This window comes from Actinomycetospora straminea, from assembly GCF_028737255.1.
Lineage (GTDB): Bacteria > Actinomycetota > Actinomycetes > Mycobacteriales > Pseudonocardiaceae > Actinomycetospora > Actinomycetospora straminea.
Genome location: NZ_JAQZAN010000001.1, coordinates 472,209 through 491,504, shown reverse-complemented (window position 1 = coordinate 491,504; position 19,296 = coordinate 472,209). Strand labels below are relative to the sequence as shown.

At 78.3% G+C, this 19,296-nt stretch carries 16 protein-coding genes; 10 read left to right on the top strand and 6 right to left on the bottom strand.

The window, feature by feature from the left end; all coding sequences use genetic code 11:
* Positions 1-8: 8 nt before the first annotated feature.
* From PH190_RS02270 to eccD, 5 genes are read right to left on the bottom strand one after another with little or no spacing between them, the layout of a single operon-like run.
* Positions 9-320 (bottom strand): Rieske (2Fe-2S) protein, encoded by a 312-nt coding sequence (locus tag PH190_RS02270; RefSeq protein WP_274229879.1) that lies wholly within the window; start codon positions 318-320, stop codon positions 9-11.
* Between the two features lie 35 nt (positions 321-355).
* Complete coding sequence (locus PH190_RS02265) at positions 356-1,114, bottom strand: hypothetical protein (protein ID WP_337993786.1); 759 nt, start codon at positions 1,112-1,114, stop codon at positions 356-358.
* Positions 1,111-2,349 carry a type VII secretion protein EccE gene (gene eccE / locus PH190_RS02260; protein WP_274229878.1) on the bottom strand — a complete coding sequence of 413 codons (1,239 nt, stop codon included), beginning with the start codon at positions 2,347-2,349 and terminating at the stop codon, positions 1,111-1,113. The genes PH190_RS02265 and eccE overlap by 4 nt, the downstream gene beginning before the upstream one ends.
* Positions 2,346-3,665: a S8 family serine peptidase gene (locus PH190_RS02255; protein WP_274229877.1), complete on the bottom strand. Its 1,320-nt coding sequence runs from the start codon at positions 3,663-3,665 to the stop codon at positions 2,346-2,348. The genes eccE and PH190_RS02255 overlap by 4 nt, the downstream gene beginning before the upstream one ends.
* The gene (gene eccD / locus PH190_RS02250) at positions 3,662-5,224 is read right to left on the bottom strand and encodes a type VII secretion integral membrane protein EccD (RefSeq protein ID WP_274229876.1); all 1,563 of its coding nucleotides are present in this window, start codon (positions 5,222-5,224) and stop codon (positions 3,662-3,664) included. Before eccD ends, PH190_RS02255 begins: the two co-directional genes overlap by 4 nt.
* A gap of 129 nt (positions 5,225-5,353) precedes the next feature.
* Here eccD and eccCa point away from each other — a divergent pair, with 129 nt between their 5' ends.
* The 9 genes from eccCa to PH190_RS02205 all read left to right on the top strand — a co-directional run bounded on the left by eccCa (position 5,354) and on the right by PH190_RS02205 (position 16,440).
* Positions 5,354-9,430, top strand: a complete 4,077-nt coding sequence (gene eccCa, locus PH190_RS02245) for a type VII secretion protein EccCa (protein WP_274229875.1) — start codon at positions 5,354-5,356, stop codon at positions 9,428-9,430.
* Positions 9,427-11,556, top strand: coding sequence for a type VII secretion-associated protein (locus PH190_RS02240; RefSeq protein ID WP_274229874.1), 2,130 nt, complete (start codon positions 9,427-9,429; stop codon positions 11,554-11,556). Before eccCa ends, PH190_RS02240 begins: the two co-directional genes overlap by 4 nt.
* Before the next feature lie 98 nt (positions 11,557-11,654).
* On the top strand, positions 11,655-12,029 hold the full coding sequence (locus PH190_RS02235) for a WXG100 family type VII secretion target (RefSeq protein WP_274229873.1): 375 nt from the start codon (positions 11,655-11,657) through the stop codon (positions 12,027-12,029).
* Positions 12,030-12,084: 55 nt separating this feature from the next.
* A complete protein-coding gene (locus PH190_RS02230) occupies positions 12,085-12,381 on the top strand; it encodes a WXG100 family type VII secretion target (RefSeq protein WP_274229872.1) in 297 nt (98 codons plus the stop codon).
* Positions 12,382-12,533: 152 nt separating this feature from the next.
* Positions 12,534-12,977 (top strand): 50S ribosomal protein L13, encoded by a 444-nt coding sequence (gene rplM, locus PH190_RS02225; RefSeq protein ID WP_274229871.1) that lies wholly within the window; start codon positions 12,534-12,536, stop codon positions 12,975-12,977.
* Entirely contained in the window at positions 12,974-13,612 is a 639-nt protein-coding gene (gene rpsI, locus PH190_RS02220; RefSeq protein WP_274229870.1) for a 30S ribosomal protein S9, read from the top strand. Before rplM ends, rpsI begins: the two co-directional genes overlap by 4 nt.
* On the top strand, positions 13,612-15,003 hold the full coding sequence (gene glmM / locus PH190_RS02215; RefSeq protein WP_274229869.1) for a phosphoglucosamine mutase: 1,392 nt from the start codon (positions 13,612-13,614) through the stop codon (positions 15,001-15,003). The genes rpsI and glmM overlap by 1 nt, the downstream gene beginning before the upstream one ends.
* A 250-nt stretch (positions 15,004-15,253) precedes the next feature.
* Entirely contained in the window at positions 15,254-15,688 is a 435-nt protein-coding gene (locus PH190_RS02210; protein ID WP_274229868.1) for a hypothetical protein, read from the top strand.
* Positions 15,685-16,440, top strand: a complete 756-nt coding sequence (locus tag PH190_RS02205; RefSeq protein ID WP_274229867.1) for a hypothetical protein — start codon at positions 15,685-15,687, stop codon at positions 16,438-16,440. The genes PH190_RS02210 and PH190_RS02205 overlap by 4 nt, the downstream gene beginning before the upstream one ends.
* Here the strand turns inward: PH190_RS02205 and PH190_RS02200 are convergent.
* Complete coding sequence (locus tag PH190_RS02200) at positions 16,412-17,284, bottom strand: dienelactone hydrolase family protein (RefSeq protein ID WP_274229866.1); 873 nt, start codon at positions 17,282-17,284, stop codon at positions 16,412-16,414. The genes PH190_RS02205 and PH190_RS02200 overlap by 29 nt on opposite strands.
* A gap of 148 nt (positions 17,285-17,432) precedes the next feature.
* Here PH190_RS02200 and glmS point away from each other — a divergent pair, with 148 nt between their 5' ends.
* Positions 17,433-19,286 carry a glutamine--fructose-6-phosphate transaminase (isomerizing) gene (gene glmS / locus PH190_RS02195; protein ID WP_274229865.1) on the top strand — a complete coding sequence of 618 codons (1,854 nt, stop codon included), beginning with the start codon at positions 17,433-17,435 and terminating at the stop codon, positions 19,284-19,286.
* The last annotated feature ends 10 nt before the right edge of the window (positions 19,287-19,296 follow it).

Here is a 19,296-nt window from a genome sequence, read left to right as displayed (position 1 = left end):
TCAAGGGCTCAGGGCACGCTGACGGTCACCGTGCCGTCCTCGTCGACCCGGCAGGGGATCGGGACCAGGTCGCAGCCGGCCGGGTCGACGCCGCGGCCGGTGGCCACGTCGAACGCGTAGCGGTGGTTGGCGCAGGTCAGGACACCGTCGGCGAGCGTCCCGCGCTCGAGCGGCCAGGCGCGGTGCGGGCAGCGGTTGTCGTAGGCCCGCACGCCGTCGGGCACGGCGACGAGGAGCACCCGCCGGCCGCCCGCCATGACCGCCGTCATCCCGCGGTCCCGGAGCTCGGCGAGGGACAGAACGGGCGTGTCGACGGGCATCGCGACCTCCGGCGAGCGGGTTGACGCCGGTCACGCTAGTCGCCGCGGCGCACCGGTCCCAGGATCGCGGACTCGCGGGGGCCGGTCACGAGGTCGACGCGGCGCCACAGGTTGCGGCCGAGGAGGACGGCGCCTCGATCCGGGAGGGTCCGCAGGGTCTCGGTCATCGCCGGGGTGAGCCGCCAGAGCCGCCCGGCGAGCTCGGCCTCGTGCGGGGGCAGGCGTTGGAGCAGGACGAGGTCGGCGTCGTCGGCGAGGTCGGACACGGCCGGCACCAGGGACGGGAGCACGACGAGCGTCGTCTGCCACGAGCGCCGCGAGGGGGAGGGGCCGCGCGCGGTCGCCCCGCGGTCGTGGACGAGGAGCAGCGGCGGGCCGTCGGGGACGGCCAGGTCGGGCGGGGGTTCGCCGACGACGCGCACGCCCTCGTCGTCGCCCTCGTCGTCGCCCTCGTCGTCGCCGTCGTGCGCGCCGGCCCGGCGCACCGCCTCCCACGCCGGGGGGCGCCCGGTGACGACGACCGCGCGCGTCCCCGTGGCGACGGCGCGCAGCGTGACCTGGCGGGCGAGGTAGAGCCCGCCGAGCAGGACGACGCGCGTCGGCTCGGGACGCACGAGGGACACGGCGACCGGCTCGCCGTCGGGGTCGGCACCGAGCAGCACGCCCGCGGGGCGCACGGGCGGGCCGAGGGCGTCGAGGAGGGCGGGCGACACCGAGAAGGTCGGCGCGAGCTCGGGCTCGGCGCGGGTGGGCGCGGTGCGGCCGACGGACCCGGGCGGCCCGGGCGTGGTCACGGCAGGGCCCCGAGCGGGAGCGTTGCGGCGAGGGCCGCGGCCTGCTGGCCGTCGAGGGCGTCGAGGGCCACCCCGAGCCCGTGCCCGCGGGCGACCAGCTCGCGGCCGCACTCCTCGAGGGCGTCGGGGGTGTCGGCCGTGAGGCGCACGGTGCCGCGCAGCCCGACGGCATCGTCGTCCGGGCGGCCCTCGCGGCCGGCGTGCGGGTCGGGCTCGAGGGTGAGGGCGAGCGTGCACGTGCGGCCGGTGGTGACCGTCAGGCCGGTGAGCCGCTCGGGCACCGCCCCGGTGGGCCAGCCGGTGACGGCGTAGGCGGCGTGGCCGACCTCGCCGACGACCACCGCCCGCCAGTGCTCGGTGAGCCGCGCGGGCTCGTCGTCCGCGTCGGCGGCCAGGGTGGCGGCGTCGAGGACGTCCTCGGCGGAGAGCGGCCGCACCGGCGTCCCGTGGTCGGCGAGCACCCGGCCGATCCGCGCGAGCGCCCCGATGACGGCGCGGTGGGCGCCGAGGACGCCGCCGCCCCGCTCGGCGACCGCGTCGGGGCAACGCGCCGGGTCGAGGCGCACGACCAGCCACGCCTCGCGCCGGGCCAGCGGCGGCAGCGACCCGAGCACCTCCCGGTAGGCCGCGGCGGCGGGCGTGTCCCCGGCGACGGGGCGGCAGTGCCAGACGGCGCTCACGGCGTCGAGCACCACGCCCCGGTCGGCGAGGCAGCCGGCGAGGGCCGCGAGCGGGAACGACGCGGCGCCGGCGTCGGCGTCGCCCGGGACGAGCGCGGTGCCGTCGGGCCCCGCGGCCTCGACGGCGAGGACGGCGCTCCAGCCCCCGCCGTGGCCGAGCAGGCCCACCTCGCGGCCGTCGTGGTCGCGGGTGGTGGCGACGGTGAGGTCGCCGGTGAGCAGACGCAGCACCCGCAGGCGCGGGTCGGCGTCGTCCCCGGCGTCGGCGGGCTCCGCCTCGCGCTGCCGGACCCGCAGCCGGAAGCGCAGCGCGAGCCCGACCCACTGCACGAGCCAGCGCCGGCGGACCCGCAGCAGGCCGACCAGCAGGCCTGCGGACAGGACGACCCCGGCGAGCGGCAGGAACCGCCGGTCGACCGCGACGAGGGCCACCGCGAGGGCCAGGCCGACCTCGACGACGACGATCGCGGCCAGGGGCACCGGGCCGAGCGAGGGCCCGGCGGGCCGGCGCTGGGCGGTGAGAGGAGCGCGGGCGGGGGCGACGATGACGCTCACGAGGTCCCTCCCCGCCGGCGACGGACCGCGGCGGCCACCGCCAGGGCCCCGAGGAGGAGCAGGGCGCCGCCGGCGATCCAGCCGTACGGGGGCGCGCTCGGGGCCGGCGGGGCGGGCGGGGTCTCCGGGGTGACCTCGGGCCCGGTGCGCGGCGGGTCGCCCCGCACGGCGGCGGCCGCGTCGAGCACGCCGTAGCCGACGGCGTCGTCCCGGGTGCCGGGGACCAGGCCGGGCGGCGGGGCGGCCGAGCGGACGAGGGCCGCGGCGATCTCGCGGGCGGGGGTCTCGGGCTCCTGCGCGCGCAGCAGGGCCGCGGCGCCCGCCACCCGCGCCGCGGCGAAGCTCGTGCCGACCAACGGGGCCGTCGCGCCGTCGGGGCCCGCGAGGCCGGTGGTGAGCCCTCCGCGGGCCGCGAGCGAGGTCGGTGCGCGGCCGGGGGCGGCGATGTCGACCCACGGCCCGGCGAGCGACGAGGGGTCGGGCGCGCCCGCGTCGTCGACCGCGCCGACCGCCAGGACGTCGTCGCCGAACCAGGCCGGGACCGGGACGCTGCGCAGCTCGCCGCCGGTGTTCGGCGCGCAGCCGGGCCCGGTGTTGCCGGCGGCCGCGACCACCACGACGCCCCGGTCCGCGGCCTGGCGCAGCGCCGCCCGCAGCGCGCCGAGGGCGGGCGCGGCGGCGGGGTCGGTGGCCTCGGCGGGGGTGCGGCACGCGGTGAGGGCGAGCGCGAGCACCCCGACCCCCGGGGTCTGCGCGGCGTGGCGCACGGCGCGGGCGAGCGTGGTGACGTCGCCGACGCCGGGGCCGTCGGGGCCGCCCCAGAAGGCGCTGGTCTGGCGCACGGCGAGGACGCGGGCGCCGGGGGCGACGCCGACGAGGAGGTCGTCGGGGGCCGGGGCGGCGGCGATCACCCCGGCGACCGCGGTGCCGTGCCCGTCGCAGTCGTCGAGACCGGAGTCGCCCGCGACGAAGTCGCCGCCGTCCTGCACGTCGATCCGCGGCACCGCGGCGACGCCGGTGTCGACCACGGCGACGACCTGGCCCTCGCCGCGTCCCGCGGTCCAGGCGGCGGCCGGGTCGGGGCCGGGCGGCAGGTCGGCGACGGCGAGCCCGGTGGTGGCCGGCGCGAGGGGCTCGGGGCAGGGCGCGAGGCGGCGGGCGCCGGGGACGGCGTCGGGATCCGGGTCCAGCGCGGCGAGGGCCGCGGGGTCGGCGAGGGGTGGGGTGGGGGCGGCGCCCGGCCCGGGGGCGGCGTGCGCGGGTGCGGCGAGGGCCAGCACCAGCAGCACCGTCAGGGCGAGCGGGGCGCGGGTCACAGGAGCCGCATCGCCGTGTACAGGTCCATCACCGCCAGCGCGATCGGCAGCACCGCGGCGATCCCGACGGCCTCGGCGACGTCGACGGCCCGGCGCGCGACCGGCGAGAACCGCCGGCGGGGCACGACGACGCCGAGCACCAGCGCCAGCGCGCCCGCCGCGAGCGCCGTCGCCGGCACCGCGAGCACCGCGACCAGCGGCGGCGCGACGTGCAGCCAGCCGACCAGCAGCCCCGCGCCGGCGAGCAGGGCGCAGACGAGCAGCGCGACCGCCTGGACGCCGTTGGCGTAGGTCCGCGAGCGCAGCCCCAGCAGCACGGTGAGCAGCGCGGCGAGGACCCAGCCGGCGACGCCGCGCCAGCCGCTCGCCGGCGCGAGGGCGACGACCGCGACCGCGCCCGCCGTCACCGCGCCGCACCCCACGACCAGGCCCGACAGGGCGGCGTGCGCGCGGTCGGCGCGGCGCTCGATGTCGGCGTGCTCGGCGACGCCGGGGTCGTCGGCGAGCTCCTCGGCCGACCCGGGGACCCGCGGCAGCGGGAGGTGGGCGAGCGCGATGCCGGTGCGCGGCAGCAGCGCGGAGGCGACGAGCGCCAGCGCGCCCGCCCCGGCGGCGATGCCCGCGGCGTCGCCCGCGTCGACGACCGTGGCGACCCCGGCGGCGAGGACCAGCAGCACGGCCGCGGTGAGGACGCCGAGCAGCGCGGCGACCCCGGTGCGCCCGGCGCTGCCCAGCGCGAGCAGGCAGGTCGCGGCGGTGACCGCGGCGAGCGCGGCCCCGAGCAGCAGCTGGGGCGCGCCCGACGTCGCGGTCAGCGGCCCCGGCGCGGCCCACGGCACGGCGGCGACGCCCACGACCCCGGCGAGCGCCACCGCGCCGACCGCGAGCACCGACCCCGCGCCGGCGTCGTCGAGCACCCGCGTGCCGACGATCGCCGCGGCGAACGCCCCCAGCGCCGCGACCCCGGCGACCGCGGCGGTGCCGAGCCCGCCCGCGGTGCCCGGCGCGCGCCCGGCGACGACGAGGGCGAGCACGGCCACCGCGAGGCCCAGCGCCAGCCCGCACAGCCCGAGCACCCGCGCGAGCCCCGGCCCCCACGCGCGGTAGCTCGCCGGCGTCGCCTCGGCCACCGCGTCGACGACGTCGTCGAACAGCGGCGGCGGGGCGGCGTCGGCGCGGCGACGCAGGACCAGCTGGTCGCCGTCGAGGACGCCGAGCGCGGCGAGGGTGCGCGACGGGTCGACCGGGCCCTGGCCGAGCGGGGCGAGCGTCCAGCCCCCGCCGCGCGCGCCGGCCGCGGACTCGCCGGTCATGTCCAGGAGGACGGGCAGGAGGTCCGCGAGCGGGACGTCGGGCGGGAGCGCCACGTCCACGCGGGTGCGGGGCGCGAGCACCGTGACCCGGCTCGCCGCGGCGACCGCGCCCGACCCGGCGGGCAGCGACGCCCGCTCGGCCGCCGGCGCCACCCGCGCCTGCGCGCCCGTCGGCGTCCCGGGCAGTGCGGCGGCACCGGCGCCGCCGGCACCGCCACCGCGACCGTTCCGGGCCGTGCCTGTCATGCGCTCCCTCCCCGCCCCGGGGTGCGGGTGTGCTGTTGCTCGAGACGGACCCGGCGCGGCCCGCGGCTCCCTAGTATGGCCGGACCGAGGGGACGGGGTGGTGCGATCGGGGGAACGGGGGATCGGGCGATGGGCACACGGGTCTTCCGGCGCGCCGCGCGCCTGGCGCCCCCCGCGGTGCCGTCGGGCGAGGTGCACCTCGAGGCGCCCCCGGAGATCCCCCGCGCGGTGCCCACCTCGCCGCTGCTGCGCCTGTTGCCGCTGCTCATGGTGGTCGGCTCGCTCGGCTTCATCGTCGTCATCGGCGTCGACAACCCCACCTCGTGGCTCTTCGGCGGGATGTTCGCGCTCTCGACGCTGGGGATGGTCGCGGGCGGCGTGACCCGCGGCGGGGGCCAGCGCCGTGCCGAGGCCGACGAGGACCGCAAGGACTACCTGCGCTACCTCGCGCAGATGCGCCGCCGGGCCCGCGAGACCGCGGTGGAGCAGCGGCGCGCCCTCGAATGGACCCACCCCGACCCCGCGGCCCTCGTCGGCCTCGCCCGGGGCCCGCGGATGTGGGAGCGCCGGCCCGCGGATGCCGACTTCGCGCACGTGCGCGTCGGACGCGGCTCGCAGCGCCTCGCGACCGCGCTCGTGCCCCCGCAGACCGGCCCCGTCGACGACCTCGAGCCGGTGTCGACGGTCGCGCTGCGCCGGTTCGTGCGCACCCACTCGATCGTCCCGGACCTGCCGACGGCGGTGTCGCTGCGCGCCTTCGCGTCGGTGGCGGTGGGCGGCGCGGACGCCGCGACCCGCCGCGGGCTCGTGCGCGCGCTGGTCGCCCAGCTCGTCACGTTCCACAGCCCGGACGACCTCGTCGTCGCGGTCGCGGCCACCGGTCCCGCGCGGGCGGAGTGGGAGTGGGTGAAGTGGCTGCCCCACGTCGCGCACCCGCGCCTGACCGACGGCGCCGGGCCGGTGCGGATGGTGACGTCGTCGTTGGCGGCGATCGAGTCGTGGCTGGCCCCGGAGCTCGCCGGGCGCGCCCGCTTCGCCCGTGGCGCCGCGCCCGCCGCGGACACCCGCCACGTGGTGGTCGTGCTCGAGGACGCCGAGGTCGCCGGCACCGAGACGCTCCTGCTCGAGGAGGGCCTCAGCGCGGTCACGGTCGTCGACCTGTCGGACTCGCTCGGCACGCTGACCGCGCGCCGCGGCCTCGGGCTGGTGCTCGACGCGGGAGGGGACGGCCGGATCGGCGCCGTCGGGCGCCAGGGCACCGAGTGGTTCGGCCGCCCCGACGTCCTCGGCGCGGCGGAGGCCGAGGCGCTGGCCCGGCGGCTCGCGCCGTGCCGCACGCCGGTGGTCGCGGGCGGCGAGGACGAGCCGCTGCTCACCAGCCCCGGCATCCTCGAGCTGCTCGGCGTCGACGGGGAGCCCGACACGTTCGACGTCGCCGCCGCGTGGCGCCCGCGGCCGCTGCGCGACCGGCTGCGCGTGCCGTTCGGGGTGTCGGCCGAGGGGGAGCCGGTCGAGCTCGACATCAAGGAGGCCGCGCAGGAGGGCATGGGTCCGCACGGGCTCTGCGTCGGCGCGACCGGGTCGGGCAAGTCCGAGCTGCTGCGGACCCTCGTGCTGGGCCTCATCACCACGCACTCGTCCGAGGCGCTCAACCTCGTGCTCGTCGACTTCAAGGGCGGCGCCACGTTCGCCGGGCTCGCGCCGGCCCCCCACGTCGCGGCCGTCATCACCAACCTCGCCGACGACCTGAGCCTCGTCGACCGCATGCAGGACGCGCTGGCGGGGGAGATGCAGCGCCGCCAGGAGCTGCTGCGCGCCGCGGGCAACCTCGCAGGAGTCACCGAGTACGAGCGGGCGCGGGAGAACGGCGCGCCGCTCGAGCCGCTGCCGACGCTGTTCGTCGTCGTCGACGAGTTCTCCGAGCTGCTGAGCCAGAAGCCCGACTTCGCCGAGCTCTTCGTCGCCATCGGGCGGCTCGGACGGTCGCTGCAGATGCACCTGCTGCTCGCCTCGCAGCGCCTCGAGGAGGGGCGGCTGCGGGGCCTGGACTCGCACCTGTCGTACCGGATCGGCCTCAAGACGTTCTCGGCGTCGGACTCCCGCGCGGTCCTCGGCGTCCCCGACGCGGCGGAGCTGCCGCCGGTGCCGGGGTCGGGCTACCTCAAGGTCGAGTCGTCGTCGATGGTCCGGTTCAAGGCCGGCTACGTGTCCGCGCCGCACCGCAGCGCCGAGCGGGTCGCCCCGGACCCCTCCCCGGTCTCCCGCGAGTCCTCGCCGCGCCCGTTCTCGGCGCGGTGGGTCGAGCCGGCCGCGCCGACGGTGCTGGAGGCCCGCGCCCCCGGCCCGCCCGCGGTCATCGGCCCGCACGGCCCGTCGGTCCCGCGCGGTGCCGGTGGCGGGACGCCGTCGGTGCTCGACGTCGTCGTCGAGCGGCTGCGGGGCCAGGGCCCGCCCGCCCACGAGGTGTGGCTGCCGCCGCTGGCCGACCCGGCGACGCTCGACGCCCTGCTCCCGCCCCTCACCGAGACCCCGGACCGCGGCCTCGCCGCCCCCGGCTTTCCCGCCAACGGGGCGCTCGCGGTGCCGGTGGGCATCGTCGACCGGCCCTACGACCAGCGCCGCGACGTGCTGTGGGCCGAGCTCGCCGGGTCGGCGGGGCACGTCGTCGTGGCCGGCGGGCCGCAGTCGGGGAAGTCGACGCTGCTGCGCACCCTGGTCGCCGGCGCCGCCCTGACGCACACCCCGGCCGAGGTGCAGTTCTACGCGGTCGACCTCGGCGGCGGGACGCTCGCGGGCCTGGCCGGGCTGCCCCACGTCGGCGCGGTCGCGGGGCGCGGCGAGCCCGACCTCGTGCGCCGCACCGTCGCCGAGGTGGCCGCGCTGCTCGCAGGCCGGGAGCGGTGGTTCCGCGAGGCCGGGGTGGAGTCGATGGCCGACCTGCGCGCGCGACGGCGACGCGGCGAGCTCGCGCCCGGCACCGGGGGCAGCGACCTGCTCGGCGACGTCTTCCTCGTCGTCGACGGCTGGCACGCGTTCCGCAGCGAGCACGAGCAGCTCGAGCAGACCGTGATCTCGCTGGCGACGGCCGGGCTGTCGTACGGCGTGCACGTCGTCATCACCGCGAGCCGGTGGGCGGAGCTGCGCCCGGCGCTCAAGGACCTGCTCGGCACGCGGTTCGAGCTGCGCCTGGGCGATCCGTCGGAGTCCGAGGTCGACCGGCGCACCGCGGCCGTCGTGCCCGCCGGGCGTCCGGGTCGCGGCCTGTCGCCGGACAAGCTGCACGTGCTCACCGCGCTGCCCCGCCTCGACGGGGTCGCCGACGCCGCCGACCTGGGGCGCGCGACCGCCGAGCTCGTCACCCGGGTCGCCGCCGCGTGGACCGGGCCGGGCGCGCCGCGGGTGCGGCTGCTGCCCGAGCTCGTCGGGGCCGAGGCGCTGCCGGGGGCCGACGAGGGCCCGCCGCACCTGCTGCCGCTGGGCCTGTCCGAGGACCGCCTGGCCCCGGTGCTGCTCGACGTCGCCGCCGATCCGCACTTCGTCTGCTACGCCGACGCCGAGTCCGGGAAGACCGCGCTGCTGCGGGGGCTCGCGCACCAGATCGTCACCCGGTACCGCCCCGACCAGGCGCGCCTCGTGATCGTCGACTACCGGCGCTCGCTGCTCGGGGCCGTCGCGAGCGACCACCTCATCTCCTACACGTCCTCGGCACCGGCCCTGACCGACGCGATGGGCGAGCTCGTCGGCTCGCTGCAGCGCCGCCTGCCCGGCCCCGACGTCACCCCCGAGCAGCTGCGGGCGCGCTCGTGGTGGACCGGGCCGGACGTGTTCGTCCTCGTCGACGACTACGACCTCGTCGCCGGCGCCGCCACCAACCCCCTCGCGGCGCTGCTCGACCTCCTGCCCCAGGCCCGTGACGTCGGCCTGCACCTCGTCGTCGCGCGCCGGACCGGCGGGGCGTCGCGGGCGATGTACGAGCCGGTCCTCGCGCGGCTGCGCGAGCTCTCCTCGCCGGGCATCGTCATGAGCGGCAGCCGCGACGAGGGCGTCCTGCTCGGCTCCGTGCGCCCGGGCCCGCAGCCGCCCGGGCGGGGCTGGCTCGTGGGCCGCCGGCACGGCGAGCGCCTCGTGCAGGTGGGGTGGCGCGCGCCCGACCCGCCGATCACGGGCCCGGTCCGTCCCGCCGGCGCGGCCGGCGCCGACCCGTGAGCGACGGCCCCACGGTCGCGATCGACCTGGGGGTCACGACGGTGGCGGCGGCGGTCGACGCCGCGCCCCCGCGTGAGCCCGTCGAGACCGTCGACCCCGCCGACGTCCGCGCCCGCGAGGGCGCGCCGGTGGAGCTCGCGGCGGTGTTCGCGCCCGCCGACGGCACCGCGCTCGCGGTCGGCGCCGAGGCCCGGCGCCTCGCGGTCACCGACCCGTCGCGTTACGAGCCGACGCCGCGGCTGCGCGTCGACGAGCCCGACCTGCTGCTCGGCACACGCGTGGTGGGGGTGTCCGAGGCGTGGGGCGCGGTGCTCGCCGGGGTGCTCGACCGCGCCGGGCCGCTGCTGCGCGGCGGGCGCCCGCGCCGGCTCGTGCTGACGCACCCGGCCGGCTGGGACGGCGGGCGCCGCGAGGTGCTGCGCCGGGCCGGGTCGGGGCTGGCCGAGGAGCTCACCCTCGTCGCGGAGCCGGTCGCGGCGGCGGCCCACGCGGCGTGGATGCGGCCCCGCGACACGGCGCGACCGCAGCCGCTCGCGGTGCTCGACCTCGGCGCCCGCGGGGCGTCGGCGACCGTGCTCGCCCCGGAGCCCGGGCGCTGCGGCGGCGCGGCGGTGCTCGCCCACCGCGACGACGACCGCTTCGGGGGCGACGACGCCGACGACCTGCTGCTCGGCCACCTGCTCACGACCCTGGGCGACGAGCCGGACGCCGACGTCGACCGGGTCCGCGAGGTGGTCGCCGGCACCACGCTCGCCGACCGCCGGCACCGCCAGGTGCTCCTCGACGACGTGCGCGCCGCGAAGGAGCAGCTCTCCGACGCCGAGCAGGCCGCGGTCCCGCTGCCCGGGCGGGTCACGGCCTCGTGGCTCTCACGCGGCGAGCTGATCGAGGTGCTGCGCCCGGCGCTGCGCGGGGTCGTCGATCTGCTCGCCGACACCCTCGCCGCCGCGGGCACGGGCCCCGAGCACCTCGACGATGTGTGGCTCACCGGCGGCGGCGCGCGGATCCCGCTGCTCGCGGCGCTCGTGCACCGCGAGCTGGGCGTGCCCGCGACCGTCGCGCCCGAGCCCCGGCTGGTCGTCGCGCGGGGCGCGCTGGTGGTGGCGCGCGAGGAGGAGGCGGCGCGGCCGGGGGGTGCGGGGTCGGGTGTGGGATCGGGAGCGGTGCCGGGCCCGCCGAGGCCGCGCGTCCCGGCGGTCGCGGCGCCGGTGGGGGCGGCCGTGACGGGCGCCGCCGGGGCGTGGACCGGGGCGTGGACCGGGGCGGCGGGGCCCCTGCTGGATCCGCCGACGGTCGAGCTGCCCCCGGCCGAGCGGGTGTGGGCGCCCGCGCCGCGCGGGGGCGAGGTCACCGACGACCTGGGCGGGCGGGTCGACGGGCCCGAGGCGAGCCCGGACTGGCTGACCCCGACGTCGCCCGGCCGTCGCGACGCGCTGCTGCCGGTGCGGCGGGTCGGCCGCGACGACTCCGACCCCACCGACCGCACGGGCCCCGCCGACCCGGTGCCGCCCCTCGAGCCCGACGGCCCCGTCCGGTCCCGGCGCCTGCCCGCGCGCCGACCCCGACCACCGGCGCGGGGACGGGTGGGCGTCGGCGCGGTGATCGTCGCCCTGCTGGCGGTGGTCGCGCTGGTCACCGGGGTGGTGCTCGGGGCCCGCGCGCTGCAGGGCCCGACAGGCACGACGACGGTCGTCGGCGGGCAGGCGTTCGTCGCGCCGCTGGGCTGGGTCCTCGCGGGCGGCGACCCCGCGGCTCGGCGGGTGCTACTGCGCCCCACCGACGCGCCGCGGGGCACCGACCTCGTCGCGGTGCAGGAGAACCCGCTCGACCCGGCCGCCGCGACCGACCCGGACCGCGCCCGCGACCAGCTCGCCGCCCAGTACGAGGCGGCCCGCGCGGCGGGCGACCCGGTGGCCGACTACGACCCGCGCGCGGAGTTCGGCGGGCGCGACGTCGCGCGCTACCGCCAGGACCCGGCGCCGGGCGTGCGGGTCGACTGGTTCGTGGTGCTGTCGTCGCCGTCGATGGTGAGCGTGGGCTGCCGGCACGGCACCGACGAGGCCGACGCGCGCCGCGTCCTCGCCGCCTGCGAGCAGGTCGTGGAGACCCTCGAACCCGCCGGCTGACTTCTCCGAAACGGCCACCACGCCGCCCGCGCGGTCGTCATGCTCGATCCGCAGGCGAGCACACGGGGCGGGCGCCCCGCGAGGAGAGGAGGTGCGGCGTGGCTGGAGGATTCGGGACCCAGACCGGCGTCATGACGGAGGTCGCCAACCGGCTGGAGACCATCAACGGGGAGCTGCAGGGCCGGCTCCAGGCGTTGCGCGGGCGCGTCGAGCCGCTCGTCGCCGAGTGGCAGGGCCGGGGTTCCACCGCGTTCCAGGGGACGATGGCCAACTGGTCCACCGACGCGAAGCGCATCAACGACGCGCTGCTGGGCATCGCCGGCCGGGTGCGCGCCGGTGGCGTGCAGTACCAGGCGACGGAGGACGACATGAGCCGGCTCCTCAACGTCCTGGGCGACGGTGGCGGCGCCGGTGGCGGCGCCCCGACCGCCCCGTCCGCCGGGACCATCAGCAGCGCCCTCGACGGCCGCTGAGCCCGGCGCCCAGCCCGCCCGAGACCCCTCCCGAGACACCGGAGACGAGGACGAGATGACCAGCCCCGACAACATCAAGGTGCGCTTCGGCGCCATCGCCCAGGCCGCCCAGGACATCCGCACCACCCAGGCGCAGATCGAGCAGGAGCTGGCGGACATCCGCACCGCGGTGGGCCAGCTCGCCGTGTGGGACGGCGCGTCGTCGGACTTCTACCGCACCCAGCAGCACGAGATCGACACCGCGTGGCAGGACCTGAACCTGCTGCTCAACAAGATCGCGGCGAACACCCAGCAGGCCGGTGAGGGCTACGAGGACGCGGAGCGCCGGGTCGGCATGATGTTCCGCGGCTGAGCCGTGATCGGTCCTGCGGGGGGTGGTCGGCGTGCTCGGAGGAGGGACGCGTACCCTGGAGGATCGTTGCGCGGTGTACGTCCCGCGCCCGCTCGACCACACATCGGCCTCTGCGCCGAGCCCGCCCAGCCGTCCGTGACGAGGTAGCTTCCGTGCGCACGTTCAGTCCGAAGCCCGGCGACATCGATCGCGCCTGGCACGTCATCGACGCGTCCGACGTCGTCCTCGGGCGCCTGGCCAGCCAGAGCGCCCAGCTGCTGCGGGGCAAGCACAAGCCCACGTACGCACCGCACGTCGACACCGGTGACTTCGTGATCATCGTGAACGCGGAGAAGATCGCCCTCACGGGCAGCAAGCGCGACGACCGCTTCGTCTACCACCACAGTGGGTTCCCGGGCGGCCTCAAGGCCCGCACCGTGGGTGACGAGCTCGAGCGCTTCCCGGCGCGGCTGGTCGAGAAGGCCGTCAAGGGCATGCTCCCGAAGAACCGGCTGGGCCGGGCGATGGCCAGCAAGCTCAAGGTCTACGCGGGCCCCGAGCACCCGCACGCCGCGCAGAAGCCGGTGCCGTACGAGATTCGACAGGTGAGCCAGTGACCACCCCCGACGACGCAGCCGACCTGCCCGAGGTCGCCGACAACGACGCGGCGCAGACGCTCGCCGAGGCCGCCGACCTCCCCGAGGGCGCCGAGGCCGCCGTGGGCGGCACGCCGACCTCCGCCACCGACGAGCCGGGCGACGACGAGGTCCTCGCCGACGTCGTGACCGACGGCGACGAGGCCGACGGCGACGCCGCCGAGACCGACGTGTTCGGCGAGACCGCCGCCCCGGTGTTCGCCGGGATCGACCGCCCCGTCCAGACGGTGGGCCGTCGCAAGAAGGCCATCGTCCGCGTGCGCCTGGTGTCCGGCAGCGGGCGCATCGTGTGCAACGGGAAGGCCTTCGAGGAGTACTTCCCGAACAAGGTGCACCAGCAGCTCATCCGCGAGCCGCTGGTCGTCACCGAGCGCACCGAGCAGTTCGACGTCTACGCCACCCTCCACGGCGGCGGGACCTCCGGGCAGGCCGGCGCGCTGCGCCTCGGGCTCGCCCGCGCGCTCACCGAGGTCGACCCCGACGACCGTCCGGGGCTCAAGAAGGCCGGGTTCCTCACCCGCGACCCGCGGGCCACGGAGCGCAAGAAGTACGGCCTGAAGAAGGCCCGGAAGGCGCCCCAGTACTCGAAGCGCTGATGGGGGGCCACGCTCCCCGTCTGTTCGGCACCGACGGTGTCCGGGGCCTGGCGAACGGCGACCTCTCGCCCGAGCTGGCGACCGCCGTCTCGGCGGCGGCGGCGGGCGTGCTCGCGGAGCACGCCCGCGCCGACGGTCGCCGTGGCGCGGCCTCGCGGCCGGTGGCGGTCGTGGGTCGCGACCCCCGCGCCAGCGGCGAGATGCTCGAGGCCGCGGTCACCGCGGGCCTGAGCGCGGCGGGTGCCGACGTGCTGCGCGTCGGCGTGCTGCCGACGCCGGCGGTCGCGTACCTGACCGGCGTGCTCGACGCCGACCTCGGCGTCATGATCTCGGCGTCGCACAACCCGATGCCCGACAACGGCATCAAGCTCTTCGCCGCCGGCGGGCACAAGCTGCCCGACGCCGTCGAGGACGAGATCGAGGCGCACGTCCGCGAGGCCGCCGCGACCCCGTCCGGCGGTGCCGGGCCGCGGCCGACCGGGCGCGACATCGGCCGCGTCCGGGACGTGCCGAACGCCCTCGAGCGCTACGTCGAGCACCTGGCGGGCGCGACGCCGACCCGGCTGGACGGCCTGCACGTCGTCGTCGACTGCGCCCACGGCGCGGCGTCGGCGGCGGCCCCGCGCGCGTACGCCGCCGCGGGTGCCCGGGTCACGGCGCTGCACGCCGACCCGGACGGCTGGAACATCAACGAGGGCGTCGGCTCCACGCACATCGACGCGCTCGCCCGCGCCGTGGTGGAGCAGGGCGCGGACCTCGGGATCGCGCACGACGGCGACGCCGACCGGTGCCTCGCGGTGGCCGCCGACGGCAGCGTCGTCGACGGCGACCAGATCCTCGCGGTGCTCGCCCTCGACATGCTCGAGCGCGGCGAGCTCACCGACGCCACGCTCGTCGTCACGGTGATGAGCAACCTCGGCCTGCACCTCGCGATGGCCGACGCCGGGGTCGCGCTGCGCACCACGGCGGTCGGCGACCGCTACGTGCTCGAGGAGCTGCGGGCCGGCGGGTTCGCGCTCGGCGGCGAGCAGTCGGGGCACGTCGTGCTCCCCGCGCACGCCACCACCGGCGACGGCCTGCTCACGGCGCTGCGGCTCATGGCGCGCATGGCGCGGAGCGGACGCACGCTCGGCGACCTGGCGTCGGTGATGACCCGGCTGCCGCAGGTGCTGGTCAACGTGCCGGTCGCCGACAAGGCCGCGGTCGGCTCGTCGCCCGAGGTCGCCGACGCGGTCGCGGCCGCCGAGGCCGAGCTGGGTGGCCGGGGCCGGGTACTGCTGCGGCCGTCGGGCACCGAGCAGCTCGTGCGCGTCATGGTCGAGGCGCCGACCCAGGTCGTGGCCGGCGAGGTCGCCGACCGCCTGGCGGGCCTCGTCTCGGCGGTGCGCTGAGACGACGCAGAGCCGGCTCCGACGCAGCACGGCCGCGCGCCCGCGGTCGACCGGGCACGCACGGTGCCGATCCGGGCCCGGCTCCGGTCCCCGACGTCACCCACGTGGTCCCGCCGGTCCCGGGTTCCCGCCCACCGGTGTACCGCCACGCGTTAACCTGGCGGTGGTTCCGCGGACCCGACGCCGGGCGCACGGGACGCGGACGTCGGCACACCCCCGCGGCAGCGCGGGCCGGACGCGGAGGACGCGGATGGACTCGGTCCCGCCCGTTCACGGCCCGGCACGCGGTCTCGACGACGTGCTGGCCGAGCTGGGCGGCGGCCCCGACGACGTCCCCGACGACGCCGACCACACCGACCACACCGACCACACCGACACCGACGACGGCCCGCCCCCGGACCTGCCCGAGGTCGTCGAGGCGGTGAGCGGGCGCGCCCGCGACCTCCACCGTCTCGCCGACCGGCTGGGCGGTGACGACGCCACCACGGGCGGGCTCTCCGCGGTGGCCCTGCTCCGCGCGCACGCGGGCGCGGTGGGCGACCTCGCCGAGCACCTCCTCGCCGCCGGCGGCGGGCACGCGGACGGCACGCCCGGCACCGCGGCGGCGGACGCCGACGGTCCCGAGGACGCCGGTCCGGGCCCGCGTCCCGCGGCGGCGCGCGGCGTGCCGCGCAGCGTCGGGTGAACCGTCCCGACCGCCCGCTGCGGCTCGCCCCCGCCGCCGGCCCGGTCGACCTCGCGGGGCCGGATCGCCCTGCCCTCCTGAGCGCCGTCGACGCCGCGGTCGGCGTGCTCGCCACCCACCTCGCGCGCTGGTCGGCGCTGCCCCCGCGCTGGCGGGGTGTGCCCGCCGGCCCCGACACCGACCCGGCGACGATCCGCCGCGCCGGCGCCGAGGCCCGCGAGCTGCCCGATCCGGTCGCGCTCGCGGCCCAGGCCGACGCCCTGCGCGAGGCCGTGACCCTGGTCCGCCGCCAGCACGTCGACACCGCCGAGGACCTCGGGCCGCTGTGGGACACGTGGGCGGGCCCGTCGGCGGACGCGGTCCAGCGGCGGGTGTCGGCGCTGGCGCGCTCCGCGCACGGCCTGGTCACCGAGCTCGGCGACACCGCCGACGTCCTCGAGGTCGCCGCGGCGCGCGTGGCGGCCGGGGTGCGCGACCTCGCGGCCGGCGCGGCCGCGGTCCGTCCCGCCGACCCGGTGGGCGGCCTGCTGCCCGCGCAGGTCGATGCCCTGCTCGCGCGGGTGCGCACCGATCCGGCGGTCGAGGCCCCGCTGCGCGCGTGGGCCGCGGACCTCGAGGAACGGGCGGGCGCCTTCCTCGCCGCCGCGGCGCGCAGCCGCGCCGTCGGCCGCGAGGCCGGGGCCCGGGTCCGCGAGCGCCTGGCCGCGGGCGGGGGCGATCCGCTCAGGCCGAGCGGAGCTCCGTCCCCTTGACCGCGCCGTCGAACGCCGCGGCGTAGCGGTCGTCGCCGCCGAGGCGGTGGAGCAGGAACCCGGTCAGCAACGCGCGGGTGAGGGTGCGCGTGGCGGCCTCGCCCTTGCCGTCGAGCAGGACGTCGCTCCAGTGCCGGCCCTCGAGCAGCCCCAGGTGGGTGGCCTTCTTCAGCGTGCGCAGCGACGACTCGCCGGCCCAGGCGTCGGCGAGGAGCTCGGCGCCGGCGGCGGGCGGCGAGACGAGGTCGCGGCCGTAGGCGAGGTGCATGCCGGGCAGGTGCACGGCGCGGGCGGCCTCGACCGCCGAGGGGCGGGTGTCGGTGATCGCGATCGTCGCCACGGCCTGGATCGCGACGCCGTGCCCGACCTCCCAGTACGGCTCGCCGACGGCCTGCACGCGGGTGTCCGCGGCGGGCACCGCGGCGGCGAGCACCGCCGAGCCCGCGCCCATCCCGTGGCCGGCGACGCCGAGCTTGTGGGGGTCGACACTGACCGCGGCGCCGCGGGCGGAGCCGCCGAGCCGCACGCCGGCGCAGACGCCGAGCGCGGTGCGCAGGTCGTGGGCGAGGCCGCGGTGGGAGCCGACGGGGCCGCGCTGGGTGTCGGGTGCCGCGGCGACGATGCCCCAGGAGGCGAGGTGGCGCAGCAGGCCGAGGTAGCGGGCGGCGGGCTGCAGCCAGTCGTGGCCGAACGCCACGGCGGGCAGAGCCGTCCCCGAGGCCGGCGTGAACACCACGCCCGGCAGGCCGACGAGCGCCAGCTCCCCGCGCAGCACCGGGTACGGGCCGGGCCGGGAGAGCTCGGCGACCAGCGCCTTGGGCGCGAGGGCCTTGCCTCCGATCACGCCGCCTCCGATCACGCTCGCCATGGCCCGGGAACCTAGCGGAGCGGGCCGGTGACGGCCCGTCGTGACCCGCCCGGCGCAGCCCCGGCTCGGCCCCCGGCCCCACGGGCGGGGAGGGCCGCGGAACGCCGTCGTTACCCTGAGGCGCGTGTGCGGGATCGTGGGATACGTCGGCTGGCGCGGTGCCCAGGAGGTCCTCGTCAACGGATTGCGGCGCCTGGAGTACCGCGGGTACGACTCCGCGGGCGTCGCCGTGGTCGACGGCACGGGTGGGCTCGAGGTGCACCGGGCGGCCGGGCCGCTGGACAACCTCGTGGCGGTGCTGCCCGAGGAGGACGTGTCCGGCACCACCGGGATGGGGCACACGCGCTGGGCCACGCACGGCCCGCCGACCGACCGCAACGCCCACCCGCACCGGGACGTGACGGGCAAGGTCGCCGTCGTCCACAACGGCATCATCGAGAACTTCGCCGCGCTGCGCGCCGAGCTCGAGGCCGAGGGCGTGGAGCTCGCGAGCGACACCGACTCGGAGGTCGCCGCCCACCTCGTGGCACGGGCGTTCGGCGCCGATCCGGACGCCGGCCTGACCGCCGCGGTGCGCGCGGTGGTGGCGCGGCTCGAGGGCGCGTTCACGCTGGTCTTCACCCACGCCGACCGCCCCGACGAGATCGTCGCCGCGCGCCGGTCGTCGCCCCTGGTGGTGGGCGTGGGCCAGGGCGAGATGTTCGTGGCGTCGGACGTCGCGGCGTTCATCGACCACACGCGCGACGCGGTCGAGCTCGGCCAGGACCAGGTCGTCACCCTCACCGCCGACGGGGCGGTCGTCACCGACTTCCACGGCGAGACCGCCAGGACGCGTCCCTTCCATGTCGACTGGGACATCGCCGCCGCCGAGAAGGGCGGCCACGACTTCTTCATGCTCAAGGAGATCGAGGAGCAGCCGGCGTCGCTGGCGGACACGCTGCGCGGGCACCTCGTCGACGGGCGGGTCGTGCTCGACGAGCAGCGCCTGTCCGACCAGGAGCTGCGCGACATCGACAAGGTGTTCGTCGTCGCCTGCGGCACCGCGTACCACGCGGGCCTGCTCGCGAAGTACGCGATCGAGCACTGGTGCCGCATCCCGGTCGAGGTGGAGGTCGCGAGCGAGTTCCGCTATCGCGACCCGGTGCTCGACCGCTCCACCCTCGTCGTCGCGATCTCCCAGTCCGGCGAGACCGCGGACACCCTCGAGGCCGTGCGCCACGCCCGCGAGCAGAAGGCGCGGGTGCTGGCGATCTGCAACACCAACGGCGCGCAGATCCCGCGCGAGTCCGACGCGGTGCTCTACACCCACGCCGGCCCCGAGGTCGGGGTCGCGGCGACGAAGACGTTCACCGCGCAGGTCATCGCCTGCTACCTCGTGGGGCTCGCGCTGGCGCAGACGTTCGGCACGAAGTACGCCGACGAGGTCGCCCGCGAGTACGCGGAGCTGGAGTCGAGCGCCGACGCCGTCGCCCGGGTGCTCGAGGCGGTCGTCGAGCCGACCCGGGCGCTGGCCCGGGACCTCGCGCCGTCGAAGGCGGTGCTGTTCCTCGGCCGCCACGTCGGGTTCCCGGTGGCGCTGGAGGGCGCGCTCAAGCTCAAGGAGCTCGCGTACATGCACGCCGAGGGCTTCGCGGCCGGCGAGCTCAAGCACGGGCCGATCGCGCTGATCGAGCAGGACCTGCCGGTGGTGGTCGTCATGCCCTCGCCCAAGGGCCGCGCGATCCTCCACCAGAAGCTGCTCTCGAACATCCGCGAGATCCAGGCCCGCGGCGCCCGGACGATCGTGGTGGCCGAGGAGGGCGACGAGACCGTGCGCCCGTTCGCGGAGCACCTCATCGAGGTGCCGGCCGTGTCCACGCTGCTCCAGCCGCTGGTCGCGAGCATCCCGCTGCAGGTCTTCGCCGCCGAGGTGGCCCGCGCCCGCGGCTACGACGTCGACAAGCCCCGCAACCTCGCGAAGTCGGTCACGGTCGAGTAGCGGGGTATGT